The 22,201-nt window shown below is 75.7% G+C and carries 17 protein-coding genes and 1 pseudogene; 12 read left to right on the top strand and 6 right to left on the bottom strand.

The genetic code is table 11. The features are described 5' to 3' along the window. Window positions 1-2,416: glycosyltransferase family 39 protein (locus ACWD4P_RS33275; RefSeq protein WP_449782207.1), on the top strand; the 2,416-nt coding region annotated here is incomplete at its 5' end. A 171-nt stretch (window positions 2,417-2,587) separates the two neighbouring features. Here the strand turns inward: ACWD4P_RS33275 and ACWD4P_RS33280 are convergent. From ACWD4P_RS33280 to moaA, 3 genes are all read right to left on the bottom strand, one after another. Further along, complete coding sequence (locus ACWD4P_RS33280; protein ID WP_449782208.1) at window positions 2,588-4,162, bottom strand: alpha/beta hydrolase; 1,575 nt, start codon at window positions 4,160-4,162, stop codon at window positions 2,588-2,590. 74 nt (window positions 4,163-4,236) lie between these two features. After that, window positions 4,237-5,007: an HNH endonuclease family protein gene (locus ACWD4P_RS33285; protein ID WP_359830972.1), complete on the bottom strand. Its 771-nt coding sequence runs from the start codon at window positions 5,005-5,007 to the stop codon at window positions 4,237-4,239. Between the two features lie 213 nt (window positions 5,008-5,220). After that, the gene (gene moaA / locus ACWD4P_RS33290) at window positions 5,221-6,195 is read right to left on the bottom strand and encodes a GTP 3',8-cyclase MoaA (RefSeq protein ID WP_449782216.1); all 975 of its coding nucleotides are present in this window, start codon (window positions 6,193-6,195) and stop codon (window positions 5,221-5,223) included. A 271-nt stretch (window positions 6,196-6,466) separates the two neighbouring features. On the opposite strand from moaA, the gene ACWD4P_RS33295 reads away from it, so the two are divergent. From ACWD4P_RS33295 to ACWD4P_RS33315, 5 genes are all read left to right on the top strand, one after another. Then, window positions 6,467-7,147 carry a nucleotidyltransferase family protein gene (locus ACWD4P_RS33295; protein ID WP_449782209.1) on the top strand — a complete coding sequence of 227 codons (681 nt, stop codon included), beginning with the start codon at window positions 6,467-6,469 and terminating at the stop codon, window positions 7,145-7,147. A gap of 173 nt (window positions 7,148-7,320) precedes the next feature. Continuing rightward, a complete protein-coding gene (locus tag ACWD4P_RS33300; RefSeq protein ID WP_449782210.1) occupies window positions 7,321-8,187 on the top strand; it encodes a hypothetical protein in 867 nt (288 codons plus the stop codon). A 215-nt stretch (window positions 8,188-8,402) separates the two neighbouring features. Next, window positions 8,403-9,245, top strand: coding sequence for a hypothetical protein (locus ACWD4P_RS33305; RefSeq protein ID WP_449782211.1), 843 nt, complete (start codon window positions 8,403-8,405; stop codon window positions 9,243-9,245). 161 nt (window positions 9,246-9,406) lie between these two features. Continuing rightward, window positions 9,407-10,330, top strand: a complete 924-nt coding sequence (locus ACWD4P_RS33310) for a (2Fe-2S)-binding protein (protein WP_449782212.1) — start codon at window positions 9,407-9,409, stop codon at window positions 10,328-10,330. Window positions 10,331-10,543: 213 nt separating this feature from the next. Beyond that, entirely contained in the window at window positions 10,544-11,737 is a 1,194-nt protein-coding gene (locus ACWD4P_RS33315; RefSeq protein ID WP_449782213.1) for a DUF2637 domain-containing protein, read from the top strand. Between the two features lie 62 nt (window positions 11,738-11,799). Here ACWD4P_RS33315 and ACWD4P_RS33320 read toward each other — a convergent pair whose 3' ends face one another. Further along, window positions 11,800-14,214 carry an ATP-binding SpoIIE family protein phosphatase gene (locus tag ACWD4P_RS33320; protein ID WP_359829029.1) on the bottom strand — a complete coding sequence of 805 codons (2,415 nt, stop codon included), beginning with the start codon at window positions 14,212-14,214 and terminating at the stop codon, window positions 11,800-11,802. Window positions 14,215-14,642: 428 nt separating this feature from the next. Further along, window positions 14,643-15,017: an ATP-binding protein gene (locus tag ACWD4P_RS33325; protein WP_359829028.1), complete on the bottom strand. Its 375-nt coding sequence runs from the start codon at window positions 15,015-15,017 to the stop codon at window positions 14,643-14,645. Window positions 15,018-15,678: 661 nt separating this feature from the next. Here ACWD4P_RS33325 and ACWD4P_RS33330 point away from each other — a divergent pair. The 3 genes and pseudogenes from ACWD4P_RS33330 to ACWD4P_RS33340 all read left to right on the top strand — a co-directional run. Next, window positions 15,679-15,807: pseudogene (locus ACWD4P_RS33330) on the top strand (urease subunit gamma); the annotation flags it as partial. Window positions 15,808-15,886: 79 nt separating this feature from the next. Beyond that, window positions 15,887-16,936, top strand: a complete 1,050-nt coding sequence (locus tag ACWD4P_RS33335) for an agmatine deiminase family protein (RefSeq protein ID WP_359829027.1) — start codon at window positions 15,887-15,889, stop codon at window positions 16,934-16,936. Between the two features lie 132 nt (window positions 16,937-17,068). Beyond that, window positions 17,069-17,668, top strand: a complete 600-nt coding sequence (locus ACWD4P_RS33340; RefSeq protein ID WP_359829026.1) for a TetR/AcrR family transcriptional regulator — start codon at window positions 17,069-17,071, stop codon at window positions 17,666-17,668. A gap of 104 nt (window positions 17,669-17,772) precedes the next feature. Here ACWD4P_RS33340 and ACWD4P_RS33345 read toward each other — a convergent pair whose 3' ends face one another. Continuing rightward, window positions 17,773-19,725: a protein phosphatase 2C domain-containing protein gene (locus ACWD4P_RS33345; RefSeq protein WP_449782214.1), complete on the bottom strand. Its 1,953-nt coding sequence runs from the start codon at window positions 19,723-19,725 to the stop codon at window positions 17,773-17,775. 432 nt (window positions 19,726-20,157) lie between these two features. Here ACWD4P_RS33345 and ACWD4P_RS33350 point away from each other — a divergent pair, with 432 nt between their 5' ends. The 3 genes from ACWD4P_RS33350 (at window position 20,158) to ACWD4P_RS33360 (ending at window position 22,084) form a co-directional block, all read left to right on the top strand. Then, a complete protein-coding gene (locus ACWD4P_RS33350; RefSeq protein ID WP_449782215.1) occupies window positions 20,158-20,625 on the top strand; it encodes a hypothetical protein in 468 nt (155 codons plus the stop codon). Window positions 20,626-20,726: 101 nt separating this feature from the next. Further along, window positions 20,727-21,389 carry a DUF3105 domain-containing protein gene (locus tag ACWD4P_RS33355; RefSeq protein ID WP_359829023.1) on the top strand — a complete coding sequence of 221 codons (663 nt, stop codon included), beginning with the start codon at window positions 20,727-20,729 and terminating at the stop codon, window positions 21,387-21,389. Window positions 21,390-21,451: 62 nt separating this feature from the next. Further along, the gene (locus tag ACWD4P_RS33360) at window positions 21,452-22,084 is read left to right on the top strand and encodes a DUF305 domain-containing protein (RefSeq protein WP_449782217.1); all 633 of its coding nucleotides are present in this window, start codon (window positions 21,452-21,454) and stop codon (window positions 22,082-22,084) included. The last annotated feature ends 117 nt before the right edge of the window (window positions 22,085-22,201 follow it).

A 22,201-nucleotide genomic window follows, 5' to 3' on the forward strand; every position in this document is an offset into this window, starting at 1 on the left:
AACCACCAACCCCCCCCGGGCCGGCCCAGCGGGCCCCGCGCCCGAAAACGGCCCCCCCCGGGGGGGGGGGGGCCCGCCCCGCCCGCCCCCGCCACCGCTCTTCCCCGAGCAGCCCCTGCCGCCCGCCGGGCCCGTGGGGCCCGCCTCCTGGTCCGGCCGGCTGCGCACCCTCCCGGCCCGCACCTGGCGCGGGCGCGCGGACGACCCCCGCTGGGTGCGCCCGGCCCTGCTGGCACTGCTGGCCGCCACCGCCGTCCTCTACCTGTGGGGCCTGAGCGCCTCCGGCTGGGCCAACTCCTTCTACTCGGCCGCCGTGCAGGCCGGCTCGCAGAGCTGGAAGGCCTTCTTCTTCGGCTCCTCGGACGCGGCGAACTTCATCACCGTCGACAAGCCGCCGGCCGCGCTGTGGCCGATGGCGCTCGCGGCACGGATCTTCGGCCTCTCCTCCTGGTCGGTGCTGGCCCCGCAGGCGCTGATGGGCGCGGCCACCGTCGGCGTGCTGTACGCGACGGTGCGCCGCCGCTTCTCCCCGCTCGGCGCCCTGCTGGCCGGCGCCGCACTGGCGCTCACCCCGGTCGCGGCGCTGATGTTCCGCTTCAACAACCCGGACGCACTGCTGGTGCTGCTGCTGACGCTGGCCGCGTACGGGCTGGTGCGGGCGCTCGAAGCGGCGGGCACCCGGTGGCTGGTGTTCACCGGGGTGATGTTCGGCCTCGCCTTCCTCACCAAGACGCTGGCGGCCTTCCTGGTCCTGCCCGCCTTCACGGCGGTCTACCTGGTCGCGGCGCCCACCGGGTTCTGGCGGCGGGTGCGGCAGAGCCTGGCCGCGGGCGCGGCCCTGGTCGTCTCGGGCGGCTGGTGGGTGGCGATCGTCGAGCTGATGCCGGCCTCGGCCCGCCCGTACATCGGCGGCTCGCAGGACAACAGCTTCCTCTCGCTCACCTTCGGGTACAACGGCCTCGGCCGGGTGAACGGCGACGAGCGCGGCAGCGTGGGCGGCGGCGCCCGGATGCCGGCCGGGCTCGACCTGCCGGGCGGCGGCGCGCCCCGCGGCGGCGGCCGCGGCTGGGGCGAGACCGGGCTGACCCGGATGTTCGGCACCGACATCGGCGGGCAGATCGCCTGGCTGCTGCCGGCCGCGCTGATCCTGCTGGTGGTCGGCCTCTGGGCGACCCGCCGCCACGCCCGCACCGACACCGCCCGCGCGGCCTTCCTGATCTGGGGCGGCTGGCTGCTCTCCACCGCGCTGATCTTCAGCTTCATGTCCGGGATCTTCCACCAGTACTACACGGTGGCGCTGGCCCCGGCCGTCGCGGCGCTGGTCGGCATGGGCGTGGACGGACTGTGGCGGGCCCGGCACCGGCTGCCCTGGGCACCGGTGCTGGCCGGGACGCTCGCCGTGACGGCGGTCTGGGCGTTCGTGCTGCTCGACCGCAGCGCGGACTTCCTGCCGTGGCTGCGCTGGGCGGTGCTGGTCGGCGGGCTGCTCGCGGCGGCCGCGCTGGCCGCCGGGCCGCTGCTCGCCCGTACGGCGGCCGGGCGGGTCTCCGGCCGGACCGGCGCCCGGATCGCCTCGGTGGCGGGCCTGGTGGGCCTGGCGGCGGCGCTCGGCGGGCCGGCCGCGTACGCGGTCGACACCGTGAACTCCCCGCACACCGGCTCGATCGTGACCGCCGGGCCGGGCGTGGCGGGGGCGTTCGGGCCGGGCGGCGCGGGACACAAGGGCGGCAAGGGCTTCCCCGGCGGCGGCAACGGCAACGGCAACGGCAACGGGCGCTGGTTCGGCCAGGGCGGCCAGAACGGCCAGGGGGCGCAGGGCTCCCCGGGCGGGCAGAACGGCCAGGGGGCGCAGGGCTCCCCGGGCGGCGGCGCGAACGGCAGCGCGGGCGCGGGCTCCGACCGCGCCGACGGCCGCCACGAGCGCGGCGGCGGCACCGGCGGCTTCCCCGGCGGGCAGGCCTTCCCCGGCGGACAGGCCCTCCCCGGCGGCACGGACGGCGGCCCGCCCCCCGGTGGCATGGGCGGCCTGCTCGACGGCCCCAAGGTGACCCCGGAGGTCGCCGCCATGCTCTCGGAGGGCGCCGACCGGTACACCTGGGCGGCCGCCACGATCGGCTCGCAGACCGCCGCCGGCTACCAACTCGCCACCGGTGAGCCGGTGATGGCCCTCGGCGGCTTCAACGGCACGGACCCGTCGCTGACCCTGGCCGGCTTCCAGAAGTACGTCCAGGAGGGCAAGGTCCACTGGTTCATCGGCGCCGGTGGCTCGCACCGCGGCTTCGGCGGCGGCGCGGGCGACGACGAGGGCGGGCAGCAGAGCGAGTCCGCCCGGATCGAGTCCTGGGTGACGGCCCACTTCACCGCCAGGACCGTCGGCTCGACCTCCTTCTACGACCTGACGGCCCCGACCTCCTGACCCCGTCGCTCCACGAGCCCGAAGGGGGCGTGCCGCGTTCGCGCGGCGCGCCCCCTTCCGTCGTGCCCGGCCGTCGTGCCCGGCCGTCCTGCCAGGCCACCGGCCCTCCGTCAGCCGGTCCTCGGCCGCCGGTCCTCGGTCACCGGCCGTCAGCCGGTCCTCAGTCGGTCCTCAGTCGGTCGCGCAGTGGGTGGACGCCGCCGGCAGCCGGCCGTCCACCAGGTAGGCGGTCACCGCGTCCCGGACGCAGGCGCTCCGGTAGTAGGCCATGTGCCCGTCGCCGTCCCGGGTGAGCAGCACGCCGTGCTCCAGCCCGCCCGCCAGCCGCTGCGCCCAGGCGTACGGGGTGACCGGGTCGCCGGTGGAGCCGATCACCAGGACCGGCGCGCTGCCCGGCGCCCGGACGGGCTGCGCCGTCTCGGGCGAGTGGTACGGCCAGGCCCGGCAGTCCGGGACGAGCAGGGTGCCCGCCGGGTCGTGCCCGGTGGTCAGCGGGGCGCGGGCGGCGAGTTCGGCGAGGGCCGGGGCCAGTTCCGCGTCGGTGGGCGGCGGCGGGCCGTCCGCGCAGGAGATGGCGGCGAAGGCGTCGGCCACGCTCTGGTAGCGGCCGTCCTCACCGCGGCCGTAGACGCTGTCGGCGAGGGCCAGCAGGTTCTCGCCCTCGCCCCGGGTGACGGCCGGTTCGATGACGTCGCGCAGCCCGGACCAGGACTGGTGGCCGTCGGCGAGGGCGTCCAGGACGGCGCCCCAGCCGAGCGCGGCGGTGAGCGCGCGGCCGTCGGCGGTGTGCAGCGGGTGCGCGCGCAGGCCGTCGAGGAAGCGGGCCAGGCGCCGGGGGGCGGTGGCCGGGTCGGAGCCGAACGGGTGGGAGTCCCCGTCCTCGGTGGCCCAGTCGGCGGCGAAGGCCCGGAACCCGTCCTCGGCGGCGACGGCCTGCTCGATGCCGAGCCGGGCGGTGGGGACGCCGTGCTCGACGGCGCCGTCGAGGACGAGCCGGCCGGTGCGGTCGGGGAACTCCTCGGCGTAGCGGGCGCCGAGGTGGGTGCCGTAGGAGAAGCCGAGGAAGTCCAGCCGGCGTTCGCCGAGGGCGCCGCGCAGCACGTCGAGGTCGCGGGCGGTGTCGCGGGTGCCGAGGTGCGGGAGCAGGTCGGCGTGCCGGGCCTCGCAGGCCTCGGCGAGGACCCGGCCGCGGCCGTAGTCCGGGTCGTCGGTGGCGTCGTACTCGTCGCGGGTGGAGTCGTCCAGGCACTGGAGCGGGACGGTGTCGCCGGTGCCGCGCGGGTCGAAGCCGACCAGGTCGTAGCGGTCGTGCAGCGGCCCCTGGTAGTTCTGCCAGCCCCAACGGACCATCTTGACACCGGAGTTGCCGGGGCCGCCGGGGTTGAGCAGCAGGGCCCCGAGCCGGTTCTCGCGGTCGGCGGCGGGCACCTTCGCGAGGGCGACGTCGATGGTGCGGCCGGCCGGGTCGGCGTAGTCCAGCGGCACCTTGAGGGTGGCGCACTGCACGATCGCCGTGTCCGGGTCGGTGCCGTCGTCACCGGGGCAGCGCTGCCAGTCGACCCGCTGGTCGTAGAGCGCGCGCAGGGCGGGCGTCGCGGTGGAGGCGACCCGCTCCTCCAGCGGCGGCCGGGCGACCGGGCGGGTCGTACCCGTACAACCGCTCGACAGGGCGAGGGCGAGGACGGCGACGAGGGCGGGCGCGAGGCGCCCGGACGTGCGGGGGAACCGGGAAGAGATCGGGGACACCGCCCACGAATACCATCCGACCCGCGTCCGGGGCACATCGCGCCCGCCCGGAGGCGCTCAGGCCCGAGGTCTCATCAGCCGCCGCACTGCTGGAGCATGGCCTTCTTGTCGGCCTCGGTGACGGGCAGCTGGTACTTCAGCGAGACCTGGGCGAAGCGCACCGCGTAGGCGCAGCGGATCTCGGTGTTGGCGGGCAGCCAGGTGGCCGGACCGGAGTCGCCCTTGGAGGCGTTCTGCGAGCCGTCGGCGGGGATCAGGTTCAGCGGGTCGTTGGCGATCTGCACGCGCTTGGGCTTGTCCCACTTGCTGGCACCCATCTGCCAGTCGTAGGAGAGCGGCATCACGTGGTCGATCTGGATCTTGGAGGCCTGCTGCTTGGTCCACTGGACGCTCTTGCCGGTGTACGGGTCCCAGATGGTCATCGCGGTGACCGTGCAGTCCGAGCCGTCCTTGTGCTCGACGCCGGTGCCGTCACGGGCGAGCAGGTCGTTGCGGGTGTCGCACTTGTTGCCGCCGAACGGGACGCCGTCGACGTTGTCCGTCCAGGCGGGGCCGAACTCGTTGCGGTCGTAGCCGTCCTTGGTGCCGACGGCGGCGGTGGCGACCTTGGCGATGACGTCCCGGCCGGCCTTCTGCTCCTCCGGGGTGGTCAGCGGCGCCAGGCCGGGCTTGGTGCCGTCCGGGTTCTGCAGCGGGCTGGTGCCGGTGGCCCCGGCGACGGCGCCGCCACCGGTCTTGGGGCCGGTCGACTTGTGGTCTCGACCGCCGATCAGCCAACCGACCAGCGCGAGCGCGCATATCAGGAACACGGTGGCAGCGGACAGCGTGGAGCGGCGGGCGGGCACGGAGAACTCCCGGGATCAGGGGCGGGGTGACGGCGAACCAGCAGATCAGCCGCCCCGAGAGCAGGTCAAGCCGACGCCACGGACCGGCCCGCAGCATGTCGAAGCTCACACCCGCTCACCTCCGCCGTGCCCGCGGTGTCTGCCGTGTCCGCGGTGTCCGCGGTGTCCGCGCGCCGGGCCCCGCGGTCGGCCGCCCCGGGGCGCGTCCCGCGGTCAGCCGCCGATCGCGGACATCGGGCGGTCGGGCCGGACGAACCCCTCGCTGCCGATGGCGTGTCCGGGCCCCTTGCCGGCCACCGAGGCCCGCCAGGCCGCCTCGACCGCCGCGTCGTCCGCCCCGCCGCGCAGCAGTGCCCGCAGGTCCGACTCCCCCGTCGCGAACAGGCAGTTGCGCAGCTGACCGTCGGCGGTCAGCCGCACCCGGTCGCAGCCGCCGCAGAACGGCCGGGTGACGGAGGCGATCACACCCACGACCGCGTCCGTCCCGGCGATCCGCCACTCCTCCGCCGGGGCGCTGCCGGGCCGGCCGACGGGCACCAGCTCGTACCGCCGCGCCAACCGTGCGAGGACCTCCCGCGCCGTCACCATCGCCGCACGGTCCCACGCCCCCTGGGCGTCCAGCGGCATCGACTCGATGAACCGCATCCGGTATCCGTGAGCGACGGCGAACTCGGTCAGCTCCACGATCTCGTCGTCGTTGACCCCGCGCACCGGTACCGCGTTCACCTTCACCGGCCCCAGCCCGGCCGCCTTCGCCGCCGCCAGCCCCGCGAGGACGTCACCGATGCGGTCCCGCCGGGTGAGCGCCGCGAACCGCTCCGGGCGCAGCGTGTCCAGGCTGACGTTCACCCGGTCCAGCCCGGCCGCCCGCAGCCCGGCGGCGGTGCGCGCCAGCCCGATCCCGTTCGTCGTCAGCGACAACTCGGGGCCCAGCGCGGCGATCCGGCCGACCAGTACGGTCAACCCCCGCCGCAGCAGCGGCTCCCCGCCCGTCATCCGGACCGACCGCACGCCCAGCCGGTGCACCGCGATCCGCACCAGGCGCAGCACCTCGTCGTCGTCCAGCACCTCGGCGCGCCCGAGCCACTCCAGGCCCTCGGCCGGCATGCAGTAGGCGCAGCGCAGGTTGCAGCGGTCGGTCAGGGAGAGCCGCAGGTCGGTGTGGACCCGGCCGAAGCGGTCCACCAGCGGGGGCGGCGCGGCCGCTCGCGGTGATGTCGTACACGGTACGGGAGTTCGCGGTGCGGGAGTTCGCGGTGCGGTGGTGGCCGGTGCGGTGGTGCGCGGTTCGGCCCCGCTCGGTGCGCCGATGCGCGGTGCGGTGTGCATCGCCCCAGTACAGGCGGCCCGGGCCCGGCGCGGCCAGCGGCCGAACCGCCGGGGCGCGGGCACCGCGCGCGGCCTCCCCTTGTGGCTTCCCACAATGCGCGCCCCGGCCCGGACCGGGCAGGCTGGGCCCATGCAGAGCGCACCGACACCCGCCGGTCCGGGCCCGGCCACCGCACCGGGCGCCTCCACACCGGGCGCCACCTCGGGCGCCACCTCGGGCGCCGCCCCGGTCGCCGCCCTGGTCCTCGCCGCCGGGGGCGGGCGGCGGCTCGGCGGGCGGCCCAAGGCGCTGCTGCGGTACGGCGGCCGCCCGCTGGTGGAGCACGCGGTGGCGGTGGTGCGGGCCGGCGGCTGCCCCGACGTCACGGTGGTGCTGGGCGCCGAGGGCGCGCGGGTGCGGGCCACCGCGCACCTGCCGGGCTGCCGGCTGGTCGACAACCCGGACTGGGCGCGGGGCATGGGCTCCTCGCTGCGGGCCGGCCTGGCCGCGCTGCCCCCGCGCGCCCCGGCGGTGCTGGTGATGCTGGTGGACACCCCGGGCGTCACCCCGGCCGCGGTGGCCCGGCTGCTGGCCGCCCACCGGGCGGGCGCCGACCTGGCCGCGGCGGCCTACGGCGGCCGCCGCGGGCACCCGGTGCTGATCGGCGCCCGCCACCTCGCCGAGGCGGCGGCGGGCGCCCTCGGCGACGCCGGAGCCCGCGCCCTGCTGACGGCGCGCGCGGCGGAGCTCGTCCTGGTCGAGTGCGCCGACGTCGCCGCCCCGGACGACCTCGACACCCCCGCCGACCTGGCCCGCTGGTCCGCCGGGTGAACGCCCCGGCCAGGCCGGGCGGGCATCCCCCTCCAGGGGGATTCCGCCCCTACCCGGGTGGGCAGGACTCCCTGATCCGTCCCTGAGGATTGCCCCATTCCGCGTCCGGCGCCGGACATTTCGGGGAGCATGGGATACGTCCCACCACCCGACACCGACGGACGGAGCCCGCGATGGCAGGACTGCCCGACGACTTCACCGGACACGACCCCACACGACCGGGGCCGGGCGGTGGCGCCCGGGCCATCCGCTGCCCCGCCTGCCGCCGCGAGCACCTCTACGAACCGCCCTCCCTGCCCTGTCCGTGCGGCGCCTCCCTCAAGGTGCCGCTGCTGCGCGGCGGGGTGCCGGTACAGGTGCGGTTCCGCTCCTGGGAGGACTCCTGGCTGAGCATGCGCTGCCCGCACTGCGGCCGCTCCGACCAGTGGCCGCAGCCCGAGTTCACCTGCAACTGCGGCGCCACCGTCCGGCTGCCGGTGGACCGCGCCACCCGGCTGGGCGGCGGCACCGCCGCCCCGCTCGCCGCCCCCGGCCCGCAGCCCGCCCGCCCGTACCCGGCTCACCCGGCTCACCCGACCCACCCGGTGAACGCGCCCGCCCCGGTCCCGCCCGCCCCGCCGGCGGCCGGCCGGCCCCGCCCGTTCCGCCACCGCGCGCCGTTCCGCCCGCACCCGGTGCGCACCTCGCAGGACGCGGTGTTCACCGCCGCCCGCTACCTGGAGTGGCTGGGCTTCGACGACCTGGAGCTGACCGAGGCCCAGGAGCGCGACGGGGTCACCCTGTTGGGCGGCCGGATGGTCGCCCAGGTGGACACCTGGACCGAGCCGGCCGACGTGAAGTCGGTCGAGTGCCTCTGGCTGCAGACCCTGCACGCCGAGGAGATGGCCGCCGCGATGTTCACCCTCGCGGGTTATTCGCACCAGGCCACCGTGCGCGGCGAACAGTTGCTGGTCGCCCTGTTCAGCCTGGACCTGGCCGGTGTTCCGCAGCCCGCGAACGGTGCCGCCGAGGCCCTGATGGAGACCGGCTGGACCTCCTGACCCGCCCGGCCGTCCCGCCCCGCCTCCTCTAGATCATTTCTCCGGCAAAAGCAACAACCTTCGCTCGTGATCTGGTGCACAAGCTCACCCCCGTGTTGAATTGCGGCCACAGCGCGGGCCTTTCGCCCTGTCGTCGTCATGCGTACGGGTCGTGGCGACAGGGCCTCAGGGGCAGGTCCGCGCCCTTGCCGGATGGCGCACACAAGGAGGTGGCGTTGTCGGAGCACGGATGGGACCCGAGCAACCCGGGCGGGCGGGGGCGGGCGCCGGCGGAGGAACCGGGTGACACCGTGTGGCGGCTGAGGTCCCGGGGGTGCTGGCAGGAGGCGGCCGAACTGCTGCGACCGGTCGCCGAACACGACCCGGACACGGCCCTGGCGCGGGCCGAACTCCTCATCGAGCAGTGCCTGTTCACGGCCGCGTACTGGACCCAGGCGGAGCAGGCACTGCGCCTGGCGGAGGCACTGGCCGCCGGCACCGAGCAGCGCGCGGCCGCCGCCTGCGCCCGCGGCTTCCTCGCGTACGTGGCGAGCGTGCTCGGCCCGCGGGACCGGCTGGACGAGGCTCAGGCCGCGCTCGGCCGCACCTCGGCCCTGCTGCCGCCGGACGCCCCGGGCCGCCCGCTGCTGGACTTCCGGCGCGGGCTGGTCGCCGAGAACCTGCTGCGCGACCGCAGTGCCGCCTGGATCGCCTACCGCCGGGCGCACGAGGGCGCCGGCGAGCGCGGGGACGAGCTGCTGCGCTCGTACACCTGGCGGCACCTGGCCGCGCTGGCGCTGTCGCGCGGGGACCGCGGCAACGCCCGGGAGGGCTTCGACGCCTCGCTGCGGCTGCGCGAGCAACTCGGCTTCACGGTGGGGGTGGCACCGGCGCTCGCGGCGCTCGCCGAGGTGTCCGAGCCGGCCGAGGCCGCGCGACTGCGGGCCGAGGCGGCCCGGCTGGTGGCAGCCCTGGGCGGGGTGCCGGTCTGGCTCGCGCGCCAGCTGGGCGCCGCACGCGCGCCGGGGCCTCCCCCGGACGGGCGCATCACGAGCGAGACCCGGGGGTCGATCAGCTAAGGTGAGGCTAACCTGGCCGGGGGGAGCAGTACCCCGGCCAGGTCAGCCTTGCCGTTCCCCGGGCACCGCCATGCCCCGGCCCGGCCGCGCCCGGCACACCACCACCGCCGGGCACCGCCGGGCGGACCATGGGCGCCCCGGTCGACCCGATGGGGCCGCCCATGAGCGCGAGCAGCACCCGGCCCGGCCCCCGGCCGCACGCCCCCCGCACCACCGGGGCGCGCACTCCCGTCCCCGCGCCCACAGCCGCGGCCCCGGGTGCCCCCTCGTACCACCGACTGTCCGGCCTCACCCCCGTCCTGACGGTGCGCTGCGCCCCACCCCGGCGCGGCGACGGCTGGCTGCCCGCCGCCGACCTCGCCACCCGCCCCGAGGCGGTGCGCGACCTGATCGCCCACGACGCCCGGCAGGGCCTCGCCCGCTACGGGCAGCCGCTGCGCCCGGACGTCGCGGCCGGCTTCGGACTGCACCGCTTCGTCTGGCCGGTCTCACTGCTGTTCACCCTGCCGTGGCTCCTGGAGCGGCGCGTCCCGCTGCTCACGCTCGGGGACGTCGCACTGCGCCGCCACCCGGGGGCGGTCGAACTGACCGTCCGCCCGACGGAGTTCGCGTGCCTGCCGGAGGACCCGGCGGCCGGCTCGGCACCGGGCCGGACGGTGCCGGACGAACCGGCGCTGGCCGCCGCGCTGCGCTCCGCGCTGGGCGCCTTCCTGGCGCCCGTGCTCACCGCCTTCGGACCGGAGGCGCGGCGCGGGCCCCGGGTGCTGTGGGCGATGGCCACCGACGCGGTGGTGGAGGGGCTCTGCTACGCGGGCGGACTGCTCGGCGAACAGGAGCGCGTACGGGCCGAACTGACCGCGCTGCTGGCGCCCGGAGACCCCCTCGACCCCGCGCGCGCGCCCGGCGCGGGCGACCGCCCCGCTCCGGCCCCGGCCCCCTTCACCCCGGGCGCCGGTTTCGCGCCCCCGGCGTCCGGAGACGCGGACGCCCCGGCCCCGGAGCGGTCCCGGGCCAGCTGTTGCCTCGTCTACACCGCGGATCCGAAGGACATGTGCGGCGGCTGCCCGCGCGTCACGCGACGTTGACGAACGCCCGTCCGACACCGGATCGAAAAACCCCGTCATTCCGGGAAAGATCCGCCGCTTATTTCTATGACCATGTGATCACAGTCGGGTCAGAAATCCCTCTCCTCAGCGCATTGACGGCGAATCGGCCGTTCCCCCGCCGGGCATCCGCCATGATGGTCCCGCCATCAGGGCGCAGGAAAGCGACGCAGGAAAGCGAGGCTGGTTCCGGCGATGAAATTGTCCGACATATCGCTCGGGTGGGCCGTCACCGGAGTCGCGGGGCTGCTGGTCAGCGCACTCCTGGTGGCCCTGGTGAGAAACCGGGGATCCGCCCCCGGCACCGCCGGCACGGATTCCTGGGAGCGCTCCGAGGAACGGCGCCGCCGCAGGGAATCCCTCTACGGAGCCGCCTCCTACGCCCTGCTGTTCTGCTGCGCCGGCGTCGCCGCCGCGCTCTCCTTCCACGGCCTGGTCGGCTTCGGCGTGCAGAACCTCGGCCTGTCCGGCGGCTGGGAGTACCTCGTCCCGTTCGGCCTGGACGGCGCCGCGATGTTCTGCTCGGTGCTCGCCGTCCGCGAGGCCAGCCACGGCGACGCCGCCCTCGGCTCCCGGCTGCTGGTCTGGCTCTTCGCCGGCGCCTCGGCCTGGTTCAACTGGGTGCACGCCCCGCGCGGACTGACCCACGCCGGCGCCCCGCAGTTCTTCTCCGGCATGTCCCTCTCGGCGGCGATCCTGTTCGACCGGGCGCTGAAGCAGACCCGCCGGGCCGCGCTGCGCGAGCAGGGCCTGGTGCCGCGCCCGCTGCCGCAGATCCGCATCGTCCGCTGGCTGCGCGCCCCCCGCGAGACCTACGCGGCCTGGTCGCTGATGCTGCTGGAGAACGTCCGCAGCCTGGACGAGGCGGTGGACGAGGTGCGCGAGGACAGGCGGGAGCGCGCCGTCGAACGGCAGCGCCGCAAGCTGGCCGGGCGCCGGGAGCGGGCCGAGATCCGGGCGATCAACCGCTCCCACAGCGCCTGGCGGCGCGGCGACGCGGTGCGGCAGCTGGGGTCGGGCGCGGAGCCCGCGACGGCCGCCGGGGCCGAGCGGGCCGGCGGGGAACGGGCCCCTGCGGAGCGCGTCCGGGCGGAGCGGGTCCCCTCGGAACGCGCCGCCGGGGAACGCGCCGCCGGGGAACGCGCCGCCGCGGAACGGGGTCCGGCCGGACCCGGGGGCGAGCGCCCCGCGAAGGAACGTCCCGGGGTGGAGCGCGCCGCCGCTCCGCGCACGGTGGAACCGGCCGAGGGCACCGTGGTCCAGCCCGGCCTGCCGGCCCGTCCGGAGCCGCGCACCATCGACCTCACCATGGAGGAGGACACCGTCACACTGCCCCGGTTGGACTCGCTGGAGCGCAAGCTGAAGGACCTGGAGCAGCAGTTCGGCTGACCCCGCCGGTTCCGGGCTCCGGACGGTCATGGCGACGCCCGGAACCCGGCCCGCACGGGGCCTCAGGCCGCAGCCACCGACGCCCCGCTGAGCTCGAACCACATCCGCTTGCCGGAACCGCGCGGCTCCACGCCCCAGGAGTCCGCGAGCGCCTCGACCAACATCAGCCCGCGGCCGGACGAGGCCTGCTCGCCCGGCGTCCGGCGGGTCGGCCAGAGGTCCGACTCGTCCTCCACCTCGACCCGCAGCCGGGCCCGGCCGCCGTCCGCCTCCGGCTCCCGGTAGAGCCGCGCGGTGAACATGGCGTCCCGGTCGGTGTGCCGGATGGCGTTGGTGACCAGTTCGGAGGAGAGCAGCTCGGCGGTGTCGATGAACTCGGCCACGCCCCAGCGGCGCAGCGCGTCACGCAGCTCGGCCCTGACCTCGGCCACCCGCGCCAGGTCGGCCTGGCCGATCCGGCGCCGCAGCTGCTGGGCCGCCAGACCGCCGGCCGGGCCGTCCCAGCGCAGGAGCAGCAGCGCTATGTCGTCCTCGCGCTCGCTGGACTCGGCGGCCTGGGAGGCGATCCGGTCGGCCAGCTCCTCCAGCGGGTCGCGGGCGGCCTCCACGGCCTCCGGCAGTGGGCGGGCGAGCGTCCGGGTGAGCCGGGCGACCCCCTCGTCCAGGTCCATGCCGCGCGCCTCGACCAGGCCGTCGGTACAGAGCAGCACCGTCTCGCCCGGGTCCAGGCTGAACCGGGTGACCCGGTACTCCTGGTCCGGGTCGATGCCCAGCGGCAGGCCGCCCGCCACCGGGACGACGGCGGCGGTGCCGTCCGCACGGCGCACCACCGGGTCGAGGTGGCCGGCCCGGACGGCGTAGACCACGCCGTAGTCCACATTGACCTCGGCGTAGGTGCAGGTCGCGAAGTGGTCGGTGTCCAGGTCGGCCAGGAAGCGGGAGGCACGGGCCATCACCGCGGCGGGCGGGTGGCCCTCGGCCGCGTAGGCGCGCAGCGCGATCCGCAGCTGGCCCATGATCCCGGCGGCGTGCACGTCGTGGCCCTGGACGTCGCCGATCACCAGCCCGACGTGCCCGCCGGGCAGCGGCACCACGTCGTACCAGTCGCCGCCGATCTGGAGACCGGAGCCGGCCGCGAGGTAGCGCACGGCCGTCGTCACGCCCGGGACGGACGGGACGGTGCGCGGCAGCATCACCCGCTGGAGGCCGGCCGCGAGCTCGTGCTCGGCGTCGTGCAGCCGGGCCCGGGCCAGTGACTGGGCGACCAGCCCGCCCAGGGTGGACAGCAGGGTGCGTTCGTCCGCGTCCAGCTCGCGCTCGTCGTCGAAGCTGACCACGCAGACGCCGATCGCCCTGCCGCTGGCCACCAGCGGCAGGTAGGCCCAGGAGCCCCGGCCGGTGCGGCTGGCCGACTCCCACACGTCGGGGTAGCCGTCACGGAAGTCCTCGCGGGTCGAGACGAAGACCGGCGCCCGGTGGCGCACCGCCTCGGCGGCCGGGTGGCCGGCCGGCAGCACGGTGCGGTCCCAGACCGCCAGGGTGCCGGAGCGGTAGCCGGAGGCGCCGAGGATCTGGGCCCGGCCGGCCTCGAAGGAGGCCAGCACCAGGCCGTCCGGCGGCAGCCCGGGCAGCGGCAGCTCGGTGAACACCCGCGCCACGTCACGCACGGTGACGGCTTCGGAGAGGGCGCGCGCCGCTTCCTTGATGAACCGGGAGCGCTCCTCGCGCAGCAGGGCCATCCGGTCGGCCTGGTCCCGCTTGTGGAGCTCGACGGTGGCGTCCCAGACGAAGCCGACCATCCGGGAGGCCCGGCCGAAGGCGTCGGCGAGCACCCGGCCGCGGAAGCGCACCGCGCGCAGGCCGCCGGTCGCCCCGATCGTGCGGTAGTAGGCGCCGCACTGGCCCAGCTCGGCGACCGCGCGCTCGACCCGGCGGCGCACCACGGGCGCGTCCTCGGGGTGCAGCAGAGCCAGGAAGGAGGCGGCCGTACGGTCGAAGCGGCTCTGCGCCAGGGCGTCCAGTCCGACGATCGCACAGGCCCGCTGGTCGCCCTCCAGGACATCGCGGCGGATGTCCCAGTCGAAGGAGCCGATGCCGTTGGCCGCCATCGCCGGCTCCAGCCAGTCCGGCATGGTGTCCGCGGAGGAGGGCGGCAGCCCGCCCGACAGCACGGGCGCCAGCCGGGCGGCGGCGAGACTCGGGGACGGTCGCACCGCGGAGCCCCGGCGCGAGGGCTGCGCGGGCGGCCGGGCCCGGCCCGTCCCGGAGGTGGTCGGCCCGGCGGCGGACGGCCCGAGGGTGCGCGGCTCCGGAGGGCCCGACTGCTCGGCGACCCGCGGCTCCACGGCTCTCGACCGGGCGGTGCGCCGCTGCGCCGCGGCCGGCCCGGCGGTCCTCGGCTCGACGGTTAGCGGCTCGACGGCGGGCGCCGCGCCGGGAGGAAGCGCCGGCCCCGGCGACTCGGGCTCAGTGGGCATGCTGCTCCTGCCGCTGCCGTGGCGGACCGCGCCGACCGTCCGGACGGGCCGCGTGGCGGTGTGATGATCGTGCTGGATAGGACGGTGCGACGGGCGGTGGCCAGTCGAGGTTCGGTCTCCCCGCTGCTTCCCGCACGTGGACACACATTCCCACCATCCTGGCCAATGTTCGGCCGAGCGGCAATGCCAACGGGCCGGAAATCTTCCGTTCCGCCTTCTGTTCAGGGCTTCCTTCGACAGCGAATCAATCGACGACGAACAATCGTACGACCCCGGCGTCGACGGCGGGCCCGGGGCCTTCGGGCCGGGCCGTCGAGGCGTCGGCCCGTCGGGCCGTCGCGGCGCACCGGGGCCTCTGCCCGGGCGAGCCGCTGCCGGGGTCGGGGCCGGTGCCGGTGCCGGTGCCGGTGCCGGTGCCGGTGCCGGGCTCAGGGCATGACGAGTTCGAACCAGGTGACCTTGCCGTCGCCGCGCAACTGCACGCCCCAGGAATCCGCGAGCGCCTCCACCAGCAGCAGACCGCGGCCCGAGGTCGCGTACTCGGCCTCCGGATCGCGCCGACGCCCGGGGAGTCTGCTGGTCCCGTCCTGCACCTCGATGCGCAGCCGGTGGTCCGAGCCGAGCACCGCGTCGAACACCGCGCCCTTGCCGGTGTGCAACAGCGCGTTGGTGACCAGTTCGGAGGAGAGCAGCTCGGCGGTGTCGGACAGCTCCGGCACCCCCCAGTGGCTCAGCGCCGACCGCAGCCGGTGCCGGACCGCGCCCACCCCGACCAGGTCCGCCGGATCCAGCGTGAGGTGCAACCGCCGGTGCACGGCACAACCCGGAGCCGGTGCACCCGGCAGGGCCGTTCCGGTGCTGCCGGCCGGCCCCTGGGCCGGACCGGACCGGTAGGCGTCGCCGGAACTCGTCCGCTGCCGCGGGAATCGCGACTGACCGTCCATCAACACATGCCCCCGCCCTGAAATCCGGGCCCCCGCCTCCGGATCCCCCGCCGGCCGGGTGGCCCCCTCGTTCTGACCACTCATCCTCATGCCCAGTTGACGGCGTTTGCAACAGTGTGCGTCCGATCACGTGGGGTGAAAGGGGCACGGGGTGGTTCGCGTGATCCAACTGCCCGCGCCGGACAGGTTTGCGAAGCGCAGAGCCGGTTTTCGAGAACGCCCCCTCCCGATCCCGCGCACACCCGGCGCCCGTTCGGACCGCACTCCCGACCGCGCGCCCCCTGCCCCGCTCCCGCCGCGCGCCGGGGCCGGCGCCCCTCCCCCGCCGCCCCTCCGCGGCCCGCCCGCACCCTCACCCCCCTCCCCGCCCAGCAAGCCGAACGCCCGTGCAACGGCAACGCTGGACAGCGCGGCCCGCTGCGGGTTTCAATGACCCGAGAATGTTTGAACGACGTTCTAACATCGCCCCGACACCTTGGCCCCGAACCGAACCCGCCCCGGCGACCGCGAGCGAGGAACCGTGCGACCGACCCCCACCGAGCGGGACCGGCTGCCGATCTTCACGGCAGCCGAACCCGCCCGCGCCCGCCGCGCCCGGGACGTGCGGCTCGACATCCCCGAGGCCACCGCCCTGATCGCGGACGGCGTCGCGCCCGGCCGCCTCGCCTCCCTCCGATCTCCCGCCTCCCCCGAACCCCCGCCAAGGCTCCCGACCTCCTGAGGACCCGATGATGACCACCGCCACGCCCGCCACGCTCGGCTACCGGATGCCTGCCGAATGGCACCCGCACGAGCGCACCTGGATGGCCTTCCCCACCACCAACCCCACCTTCGACGGCCCCGAGCAGCTGCACGCCGCCCGCCAGGCCTGGGCCGCCGTCGCCGACACCATCGCCCGGTACGAGCCGGTGACGCTGATCGTCAACACCGGTGAGACGGCGGAGGCCCGCACGTACGTCTCCGAGCAGGTCGAGATCGTCGAGCGCCCGCTGAACGACGCGTGGATGCGCGACATCGGCCCGTCCTTCCTGATCGACGGCAAGGGCTCGCTGGCCGCCACCGACTGGATCTTCAACGGCTGGGGCGCGCAGTCCTGGGCCCGCTGGGACAAGGACCAGCACATCGCCGAGCACATCGGCGAACTGACCGGCGTCCGGCGCTTCGCCTCCCGGCTGATCAACGAGGGCGGCGGCATCCACGTCGACGGCGAGGGCACGGTCCTGGTCACCGAGACCGTCCAGCTCGGCGAGGGCCGCAACGCGGACTGGTCCAAGGAGGAGGTCGAGGCCGAACTGCACGCCTTCCTCGGCACCACCAAGGCGATCTGGCTGCCGCGCGGACTCACCCGCGACTACGACGAGTTCGGCACCCGCGGGCACATCGACATCGTCGCCTCCTTCGTGCGCCCCGGCGTCGTGGTCGCCCACGTCCAGCCCGACCCCGCGCACCCGGACCACGAGGTCTGCCGCGAGCTGGTCGCCATCCTGCGCGCCTCCACCGACGCCCAGGGCCGACCGCTGGAGGTCATCGAACTGCCCGCCCCCACCGTCCTGCTGGACGAGGACGGCGAGCCGGTCGACTACTCCTACATCAACCACTACGTGGCCAACGGCGCGGTCGTCCTGTGCGCCTTCGACGACCCGCGCGACCAGGAGGCCGCCGCGATCCTCGCCGAGGCCTACCCGGGGCGCACCGTCGAACTCGTCGACGCCCGAGAGATCTTCGCCAACGGCGGCGGCATCCACTGCATCACCCAGCAGCAGCCCAAGGCGCTCTGACGGCCCGCGGTCCCTGCCGGGACCGCCGCCGGGCCTTCCGGCCGTTCCTGCCGTTCCGGCCGTTCCGGGTGGGCGCATCGCGCGCCCACCCGGGCAGTCCTCCAAGCCCCGTTCCACCGAGGAGATCCGCACATGGCCGACCCCCGCCCGCGCCGGCCCGCCCGGCCCCGCGAGGAGGTCTTCGCCACCGCCCGCGCCGCGATCGCCGAACACGGGCTCGCCAAGCTCACCATGGCCGGGCTCGGCAAACAGCTCCAGATGAGCGCCGGGCACCTGCTCTACTACTTCGGCAGCAAGGACCAGCTGCTGCTGGAGACCCTCCGCTGGAGCGAGGACCAACTCGGCGCCCGGCGCCGCGAAGCCCTCGCCGACCACACCCTCGACCCCTGGCAGCGCCTCGACGCCTACCTGCGCCTCTACCTTCCGGAAGGCGCGGGCGACCCGCGCTGGATCCTCTGGGTCGAGGTGTGGGGCCGCTCCCCCGCGAGCGCCGAGATCCGCCGGGGCCAGCAGGAGATCGAGGCGCCCTGGCAGGCCGACCTGGTCGCCCTCATCGAGGAGGGCACCGCCGGCGGCCACTTCACCCCGGGCCCCTCCGCCGACCGCGCGGTGCAGATCCGCGCCCTGCTCGACGGCCTCGCCGTCCCCATCGCCATCGGCCTCCCGGACGCCCACCGCCCCGCCGCCCTCACCCAGGCCACCGCCGTCACCGGCATCCTCCTGCGCACCTGACCCCCCGACCCGGCGCACACACCCCGCCCACCGTGCGCCCCCTGCACCGGAAGTCGGCCCGGCCGACTTCCGGTGCGGGGGCGGCGCCGTGGGTGGGGCAGGGGTCACTCGGTCCAGATGGCGGCGGCGGTGCGGTCGTCGGCATAACCCTTGGCCCGGACCTGGACCTGGCGGAGGAAGTCGACCGTGCCCGGGGGGTGGGGGTGGGCCCAGTGGGTGGAGAGGAAGTGGGCGACGGCCGGCTCATCGGCGATGGGGCGGGCCAGGCCCGGGGTGCAGAGGAGCAGGATGTCGCCCGGCGTGGCAGGGACGAGCCGGAAGCGGAACGGGCGCGGGCCGGGCACCGGAGCCTCCGGGACCGGCGGCTGGCCGTCCGGGTGGTGCAGCAGCCGGGCCGCGTAGGCGTCGATCCAGTGGCCGGAGCGCAGCAGGTAGAGCCCGCCCGGACCGACACCGAAGGCCGCGCGAAAGGCGGCATCCGGGTCCAGCGACGTCAGCAGACAGTGCAGCGAGCCCGGGGACGGCGTGTCCTCCCCCTCCACCCGGGGCGTCAGGGCGCGCAGCGGGGCGGCGGCACCGGTGGCCAGACGCTGGAGCCCGTAGCGGAGCCGGTCGCGGGCCCCGTCGCGCAGGTCGGCGGCCAGGCCGGCCCGGCTGCGCCCGATCGCGGCGGCGAGCTGGCGGCACGCCTCCCCGGTCGCCGCCGCGACCGCCTCGGGGCCGACCGCGTCTTCCTCGCCGTCGCCCTCCCCGTCGCCTGTACGGTCGAAGCCGCCGAGGACGGCGAGCAGCAGGCCCTCGGGGCCCTCACCGAAGCGGGTGACCAGTAGGGCGTCTCGGCGCGGCTCGCCCCGGTAGCGGGCGGAGTCGCCCCGGACGGAGACGGCGCGCAGCACGGACGACCCGTACTGGGCGCCGTCCAGCACCGTGTCCGGTACGAGCGCGCGCAGGGCCCCCGGATCCGCCTCGGGTACGGCCGTCGGCTCGGGCCCGTAGGTCGGGGGCCGTTCGCCGATGTGCGGGACGGCGGCGCCGCCGTCGGCGAGCGGTGCCCGGATGGCCAGCCGGGGGTCGGCGCCCGCCGCGGCCTGGGCCACGGGCTCGGGGTCGGGCTCCGGGGTGTGGACGGGTTCGGGCTCGGGGGCGGGGGCGGGGGCCTCGGGCTCCGTCCCCTCTGCCTCCACCGCCGGCCCGATCGGCACCTCGGCGCTGACGGGTTCCGGCTCGGGCCCGGGTTCCGGCTCGGGCCCGGGTTCCGGCTCGGGCTTCGCCAAGGAGAGCGGGACCGGGAGCGGACCGGCCCCCCGCTCCGGAGCGGGTTCGGGCTCCGGGGTGTGGACGGGTTCGGGCTCGGGGGCGGGGGCAGGGGCTTCGGGCTCCGTCCCCTCTGCCTCCGCCCCCGGCCCGATCGGCACCTCGGCGCTGACGGGTTCCGGCTCGGACCCGGGTTCCGGCTCGGGCTTCGCCAAGGAGAGCGGGACCGGGAGCGGACCGGCCCCCGGCTCCGGAGCGGGTTCCGGCTCGGGTGCTCGGGCGACTCGCACTTCCGGCGCGGGCGCTGGCGCCTGATCCGGCTCCGACTCCGGCTCGGGCTCCGGCTCGGGCTCGGGCTCGGGCTCGGGATCGGCCACAGCCTTCGGCGCGTCGTCCGCGAAGGAGGGGGCCGGGAAGTGGTGGGTCTCCGAGGGGGGCCGCTGACGTCCGATGCCTCCAGCCCCGCCGATCACGCCGATCGCGGTGTCGAACCAGTCGTCGATGCTGTCCCGGCCGCCCCGGCTGTCCGGGGCCTTCGGGCTGTCGGGCTCCCCGACGGCCTCCGGCCGCTGCTCGGGCTCCGGCCGCTCCGGCTGCTCCGGTTGATCCGGCTGCTGTTCCGGCTCCGCTGACCGCTGCTGCCCGATGAGTCCGACCGCCGTGTCGAACCAGTCGTCCACGCTGCCGTCCCCCGGGTCGGCGTGCGGGGTGTCCGGGAGGGTGCCCGCCGGGCCGTCGTAGACGGCGTCCCACCAGTCGTCGTCCGGCCGGTGCGGCTGTGCGGGTGCACCCTGCTTGCTCATCTGGCGGCTCCTGGTGGTTCCGTGGTCGCGCCGCCCCCGGCGGGCCGGGCTGACGACATTGTTCTCCACCTGCGAGGACCCTGTCCGGGTTTCGGCGACAACCGGTCACCCATCGGAGAGTCCCGGCCACGGCGCTCACCAGCCGGTTCACCGGTGAGGTGGCGGGCCGGCGCCGGCCAGGTACCGGTGCCGTACCCGGGCGGCACCGGGCTCGTCATCCGTTCGTCCGCTTCCGTTCCGTCCGCGCTTGCCGGATGTGTCCGGAGCAGGGCGTTTCCTGGTCATCCGGGCGTCCGGACCGCCGAAAATGAGGGCCGGTGGGGGGCATCGCATCACTCGTTCGGCTGATTAAATGTGCGCATGACCGCGTCGGCCCCCAGTTCGCCCCGACCGGGGAGGGCCGCATCCGCGGGCCGCCCGGCAGGTGGGCTGTTGGTCCTGCTGCTCGTCACCCTGCTGACGCTGCTGCCCTGCGCGGGACAGTCGAAGGCCGTGGACGGCTCCGGCCGGCCGCCGGCGCACTCCGCCCCGGTCAGTGCCGTCACCGTGGTCAGCGTGGTCAGCGTCCAGGTCGCCACCGGGCACACCTCGTACACCGGCCACGCCGCGAAGGTCACCAAGGCCCCGAAGTCCGCGGAGCACCACCGGACGGCCGAGGAGCAGGGGCACTGGATCCTCTGCACCGCCGACGGCCAGCCGCCGCGCAACAACGGCTGCACCAGCCATCCGTTCTGCCCGCAGGACGCCCAGCTGCCGAACCCGCCGCCGCAGCCGCAGCCCGCCGTGTCACCCCTGACCCCGGTCGCGCCCGAGGCGCTGCCCCGGGTGGTGCCCGCCGGTCTGCTGGACGGCGCGCACCCGGTTCCCGACCTGCACGAACTGCAGGTCCACCGGTCCTGAGCGGAACCCACCGTCGGCGCGAACGCCGACGGATCCGGCTCTCCTCCCACTCCAGCTGACCGCCGTCACCGACCGGTGCGGCGGGGACAAGGACGACCACCATGGGTTCCGCTTCCAAGCAGTCCAACAAGAACGGCGGCAAGGACGGTCTCGACCGTCGCGCCCGGATCGCCGAACTGCGCGCCGCCGAGCAGCGCCGCGACCGCCGCAACAAGATCGTCGCCTCGGTGGCAGCCGGTGTGCTGGTGATCGGCGCGATCGCCACCGGCACCTGGATCGTCATGGACCAGAACCAGAAGAAGAAGGACAAGGAGACCGCCGCCAACGCGGACATCCCGGGCGTGAAGACCTTCGGCGAGCTGAGCCGCACCCACGTCAAGGACAAGGTCACCTACCCGATGACCCCGCCGGTCGGCGGCGACCACAACGCGATCTGGGCCGACTGCATGGCCCACGTCTACGACCAGCCGCTGGAGAACGAGCGGGCCGTCCACTCCCTGGAGCACGGCGCGGTCTGGGTGACGTACAACAACAAGGCCACCCCGGACGACCTCAAGATCCTCTCCGACAAGGTCAAGAAGACCCCGTACTCGATGATGAGCCCGTACCCGGACGAGCAGGGCACCATCACCCTGAACGCCTGGAGCACCCAGCTCGTCGTGGAGAACGCCAGTGACCCGCGGGTGGAGGAGTTCTTCACCAAGTACGTCCAGGGCAAGCAGACCCAGGAGCCCGGCGCCTCCTGCACCATGGGGCAGATGTGACCGCCGACGCGGGCCCCGTCGCCGACGCGTTCGAGGAGGACCCGGCCCCGCGCCGGCGCCGCATGTGGTGGCCGGCCGCGCTGGCCGCCACCGTGGCACTGGCGCTCGGAGTGCCGGCCCTGGTCGCGAGCGGCACCTCGGCGTCCGGCTCGTCCACGCTGGCCGTCCCGGCGGACGACTCCCCCGAGGCCGGGTTCGCCCGCGACATGGCGACCCACCACCAGCAGGCGGTGGACCTGTCGTTCGTCGTCCGGGACCGCACCGCCGACGAGCCCACCCGCACCCTGGCCTTCGACATCATCAACACCCAGGCCAACCAGCGCGGGATGATGATGGGCTGGCTGGACCAGTGGGGCCTGTCCCAGCACTCGACCGCCACCCCGATGGCGTGGATGAAGATGGGCCACGACTACCAGGCCCACGACGGTTCGCTGATGCCCGGCATGGCCACCAACACCCAGATCGCGAAGCTGCGCACGCTCAGCGGGCGGGACGCCGAGGTGTACTACCTCCAGCTGATGATCGAGCACCACAAGGGCGGCGTCGAGATGGCCCAGGGCTACGTCGACAAGGCCAGGAACGACGCCGAGAAGCGGCTCGCGCAGTCGATGGTGGTCGCCCAGACCTCCGAGCTCCAGCTGATGACCGACATGCTCAAGGAGCGCGGCGCCGAACCCGGCGTGCCCGCCTCCTGAGCGGTCACCGCAGTCGCCGCGGCCGCCGTCGAGCGGCCGCCGCGGTCACCCCGCACGCTCCGCACGTCCCCGGACGGCCGGGGCGCCGGCGGGGACGGTCCCGTACCGTCCCCGCCG

Source organism: Kitasatospora sp. NPDC002543, assembly GCF_053594915.1.

What these genes read in the sequence shown, in the direction of transcription:
- ACWD4P_RS33320 (WP_359829029.1), bottom strand. Translation starts at nt 14,214, where the DNA reads ATGCCCACTGAGCCCGAGTCGCCGGGGCCGGCGCTTCCTCCCGGCGCG.
- ACWD4P_RS33345 (WP_449782214.1), bottom strand. Translation starts at nt 19,725, where the DNA reads ATGAGCAAGCAGGGTGCACCCGCACAGCCGCACCGGCCGGACGACGAC.
- ACWD4P_RS33315 (WP_449782213.1), top strand. Translation starts at nt 10,544, where the DNA reads ATGAAATTGTCCGACATATCGCTCGGGTGGGCCGTCACCGGAGTCGCG.
- ACWD4P_RS33335 (WP_359829027.1), top strand. Translation starts at nt 15,887, where the DNA reads ATGATGACCACCGCCACGCCCGCCACGCTCGGCTACCGGATGCCTGCC.
- ACWD4P_RS33300 (WP_449782210.1), top strand. Translation starts at nt 7,321, where the DNA reads ATGGCAGGACTGCCCGACGACTTCACCGGACACGACCCCACACGACCG.
- ACWD4P_RS33310 (WP_449782212.1), top strand. Translation starts at nt 9,407, where the DNA reads ATGAGCGCGAGCAGCACCCGGCCCGGCCCCCGGCCGCACGCCCCCCGC.
- ACWD4P_RS33355 (WP_359829023.1), top strand. Translation starts at nt 20,727, where the DNA reads ATGGGTTCCGCTTCCAAGCAGTCCAACAAGAACGGCGGCAAGGACGGT.
- ACWD4P_RS33295 (WP_449782209.1), top strand. Translation starts at nt 6,467, where the DNA reads ATGCAGAGCGCACCGACACCCGCCGGTCCGGGCCCGGCCACCGCACCG.
- ACWD4P_RS33340 (WP_359829026.1), top strand. Translation starts at nt 17,069, where the DNA reads ATGGCCGACCCCCGCCCGCGCCGGCCCGCCCGGCCCCGCGAGGAGGTC.
- ACWD4P_RS33360 (WP_449782217.1), top strand. Translation starts at nt 21,452, where the DNA reads ATGTGGTGGCCGGCCGCGCTGGCCGCCACCGTGGCACTGGCGCTCGGA.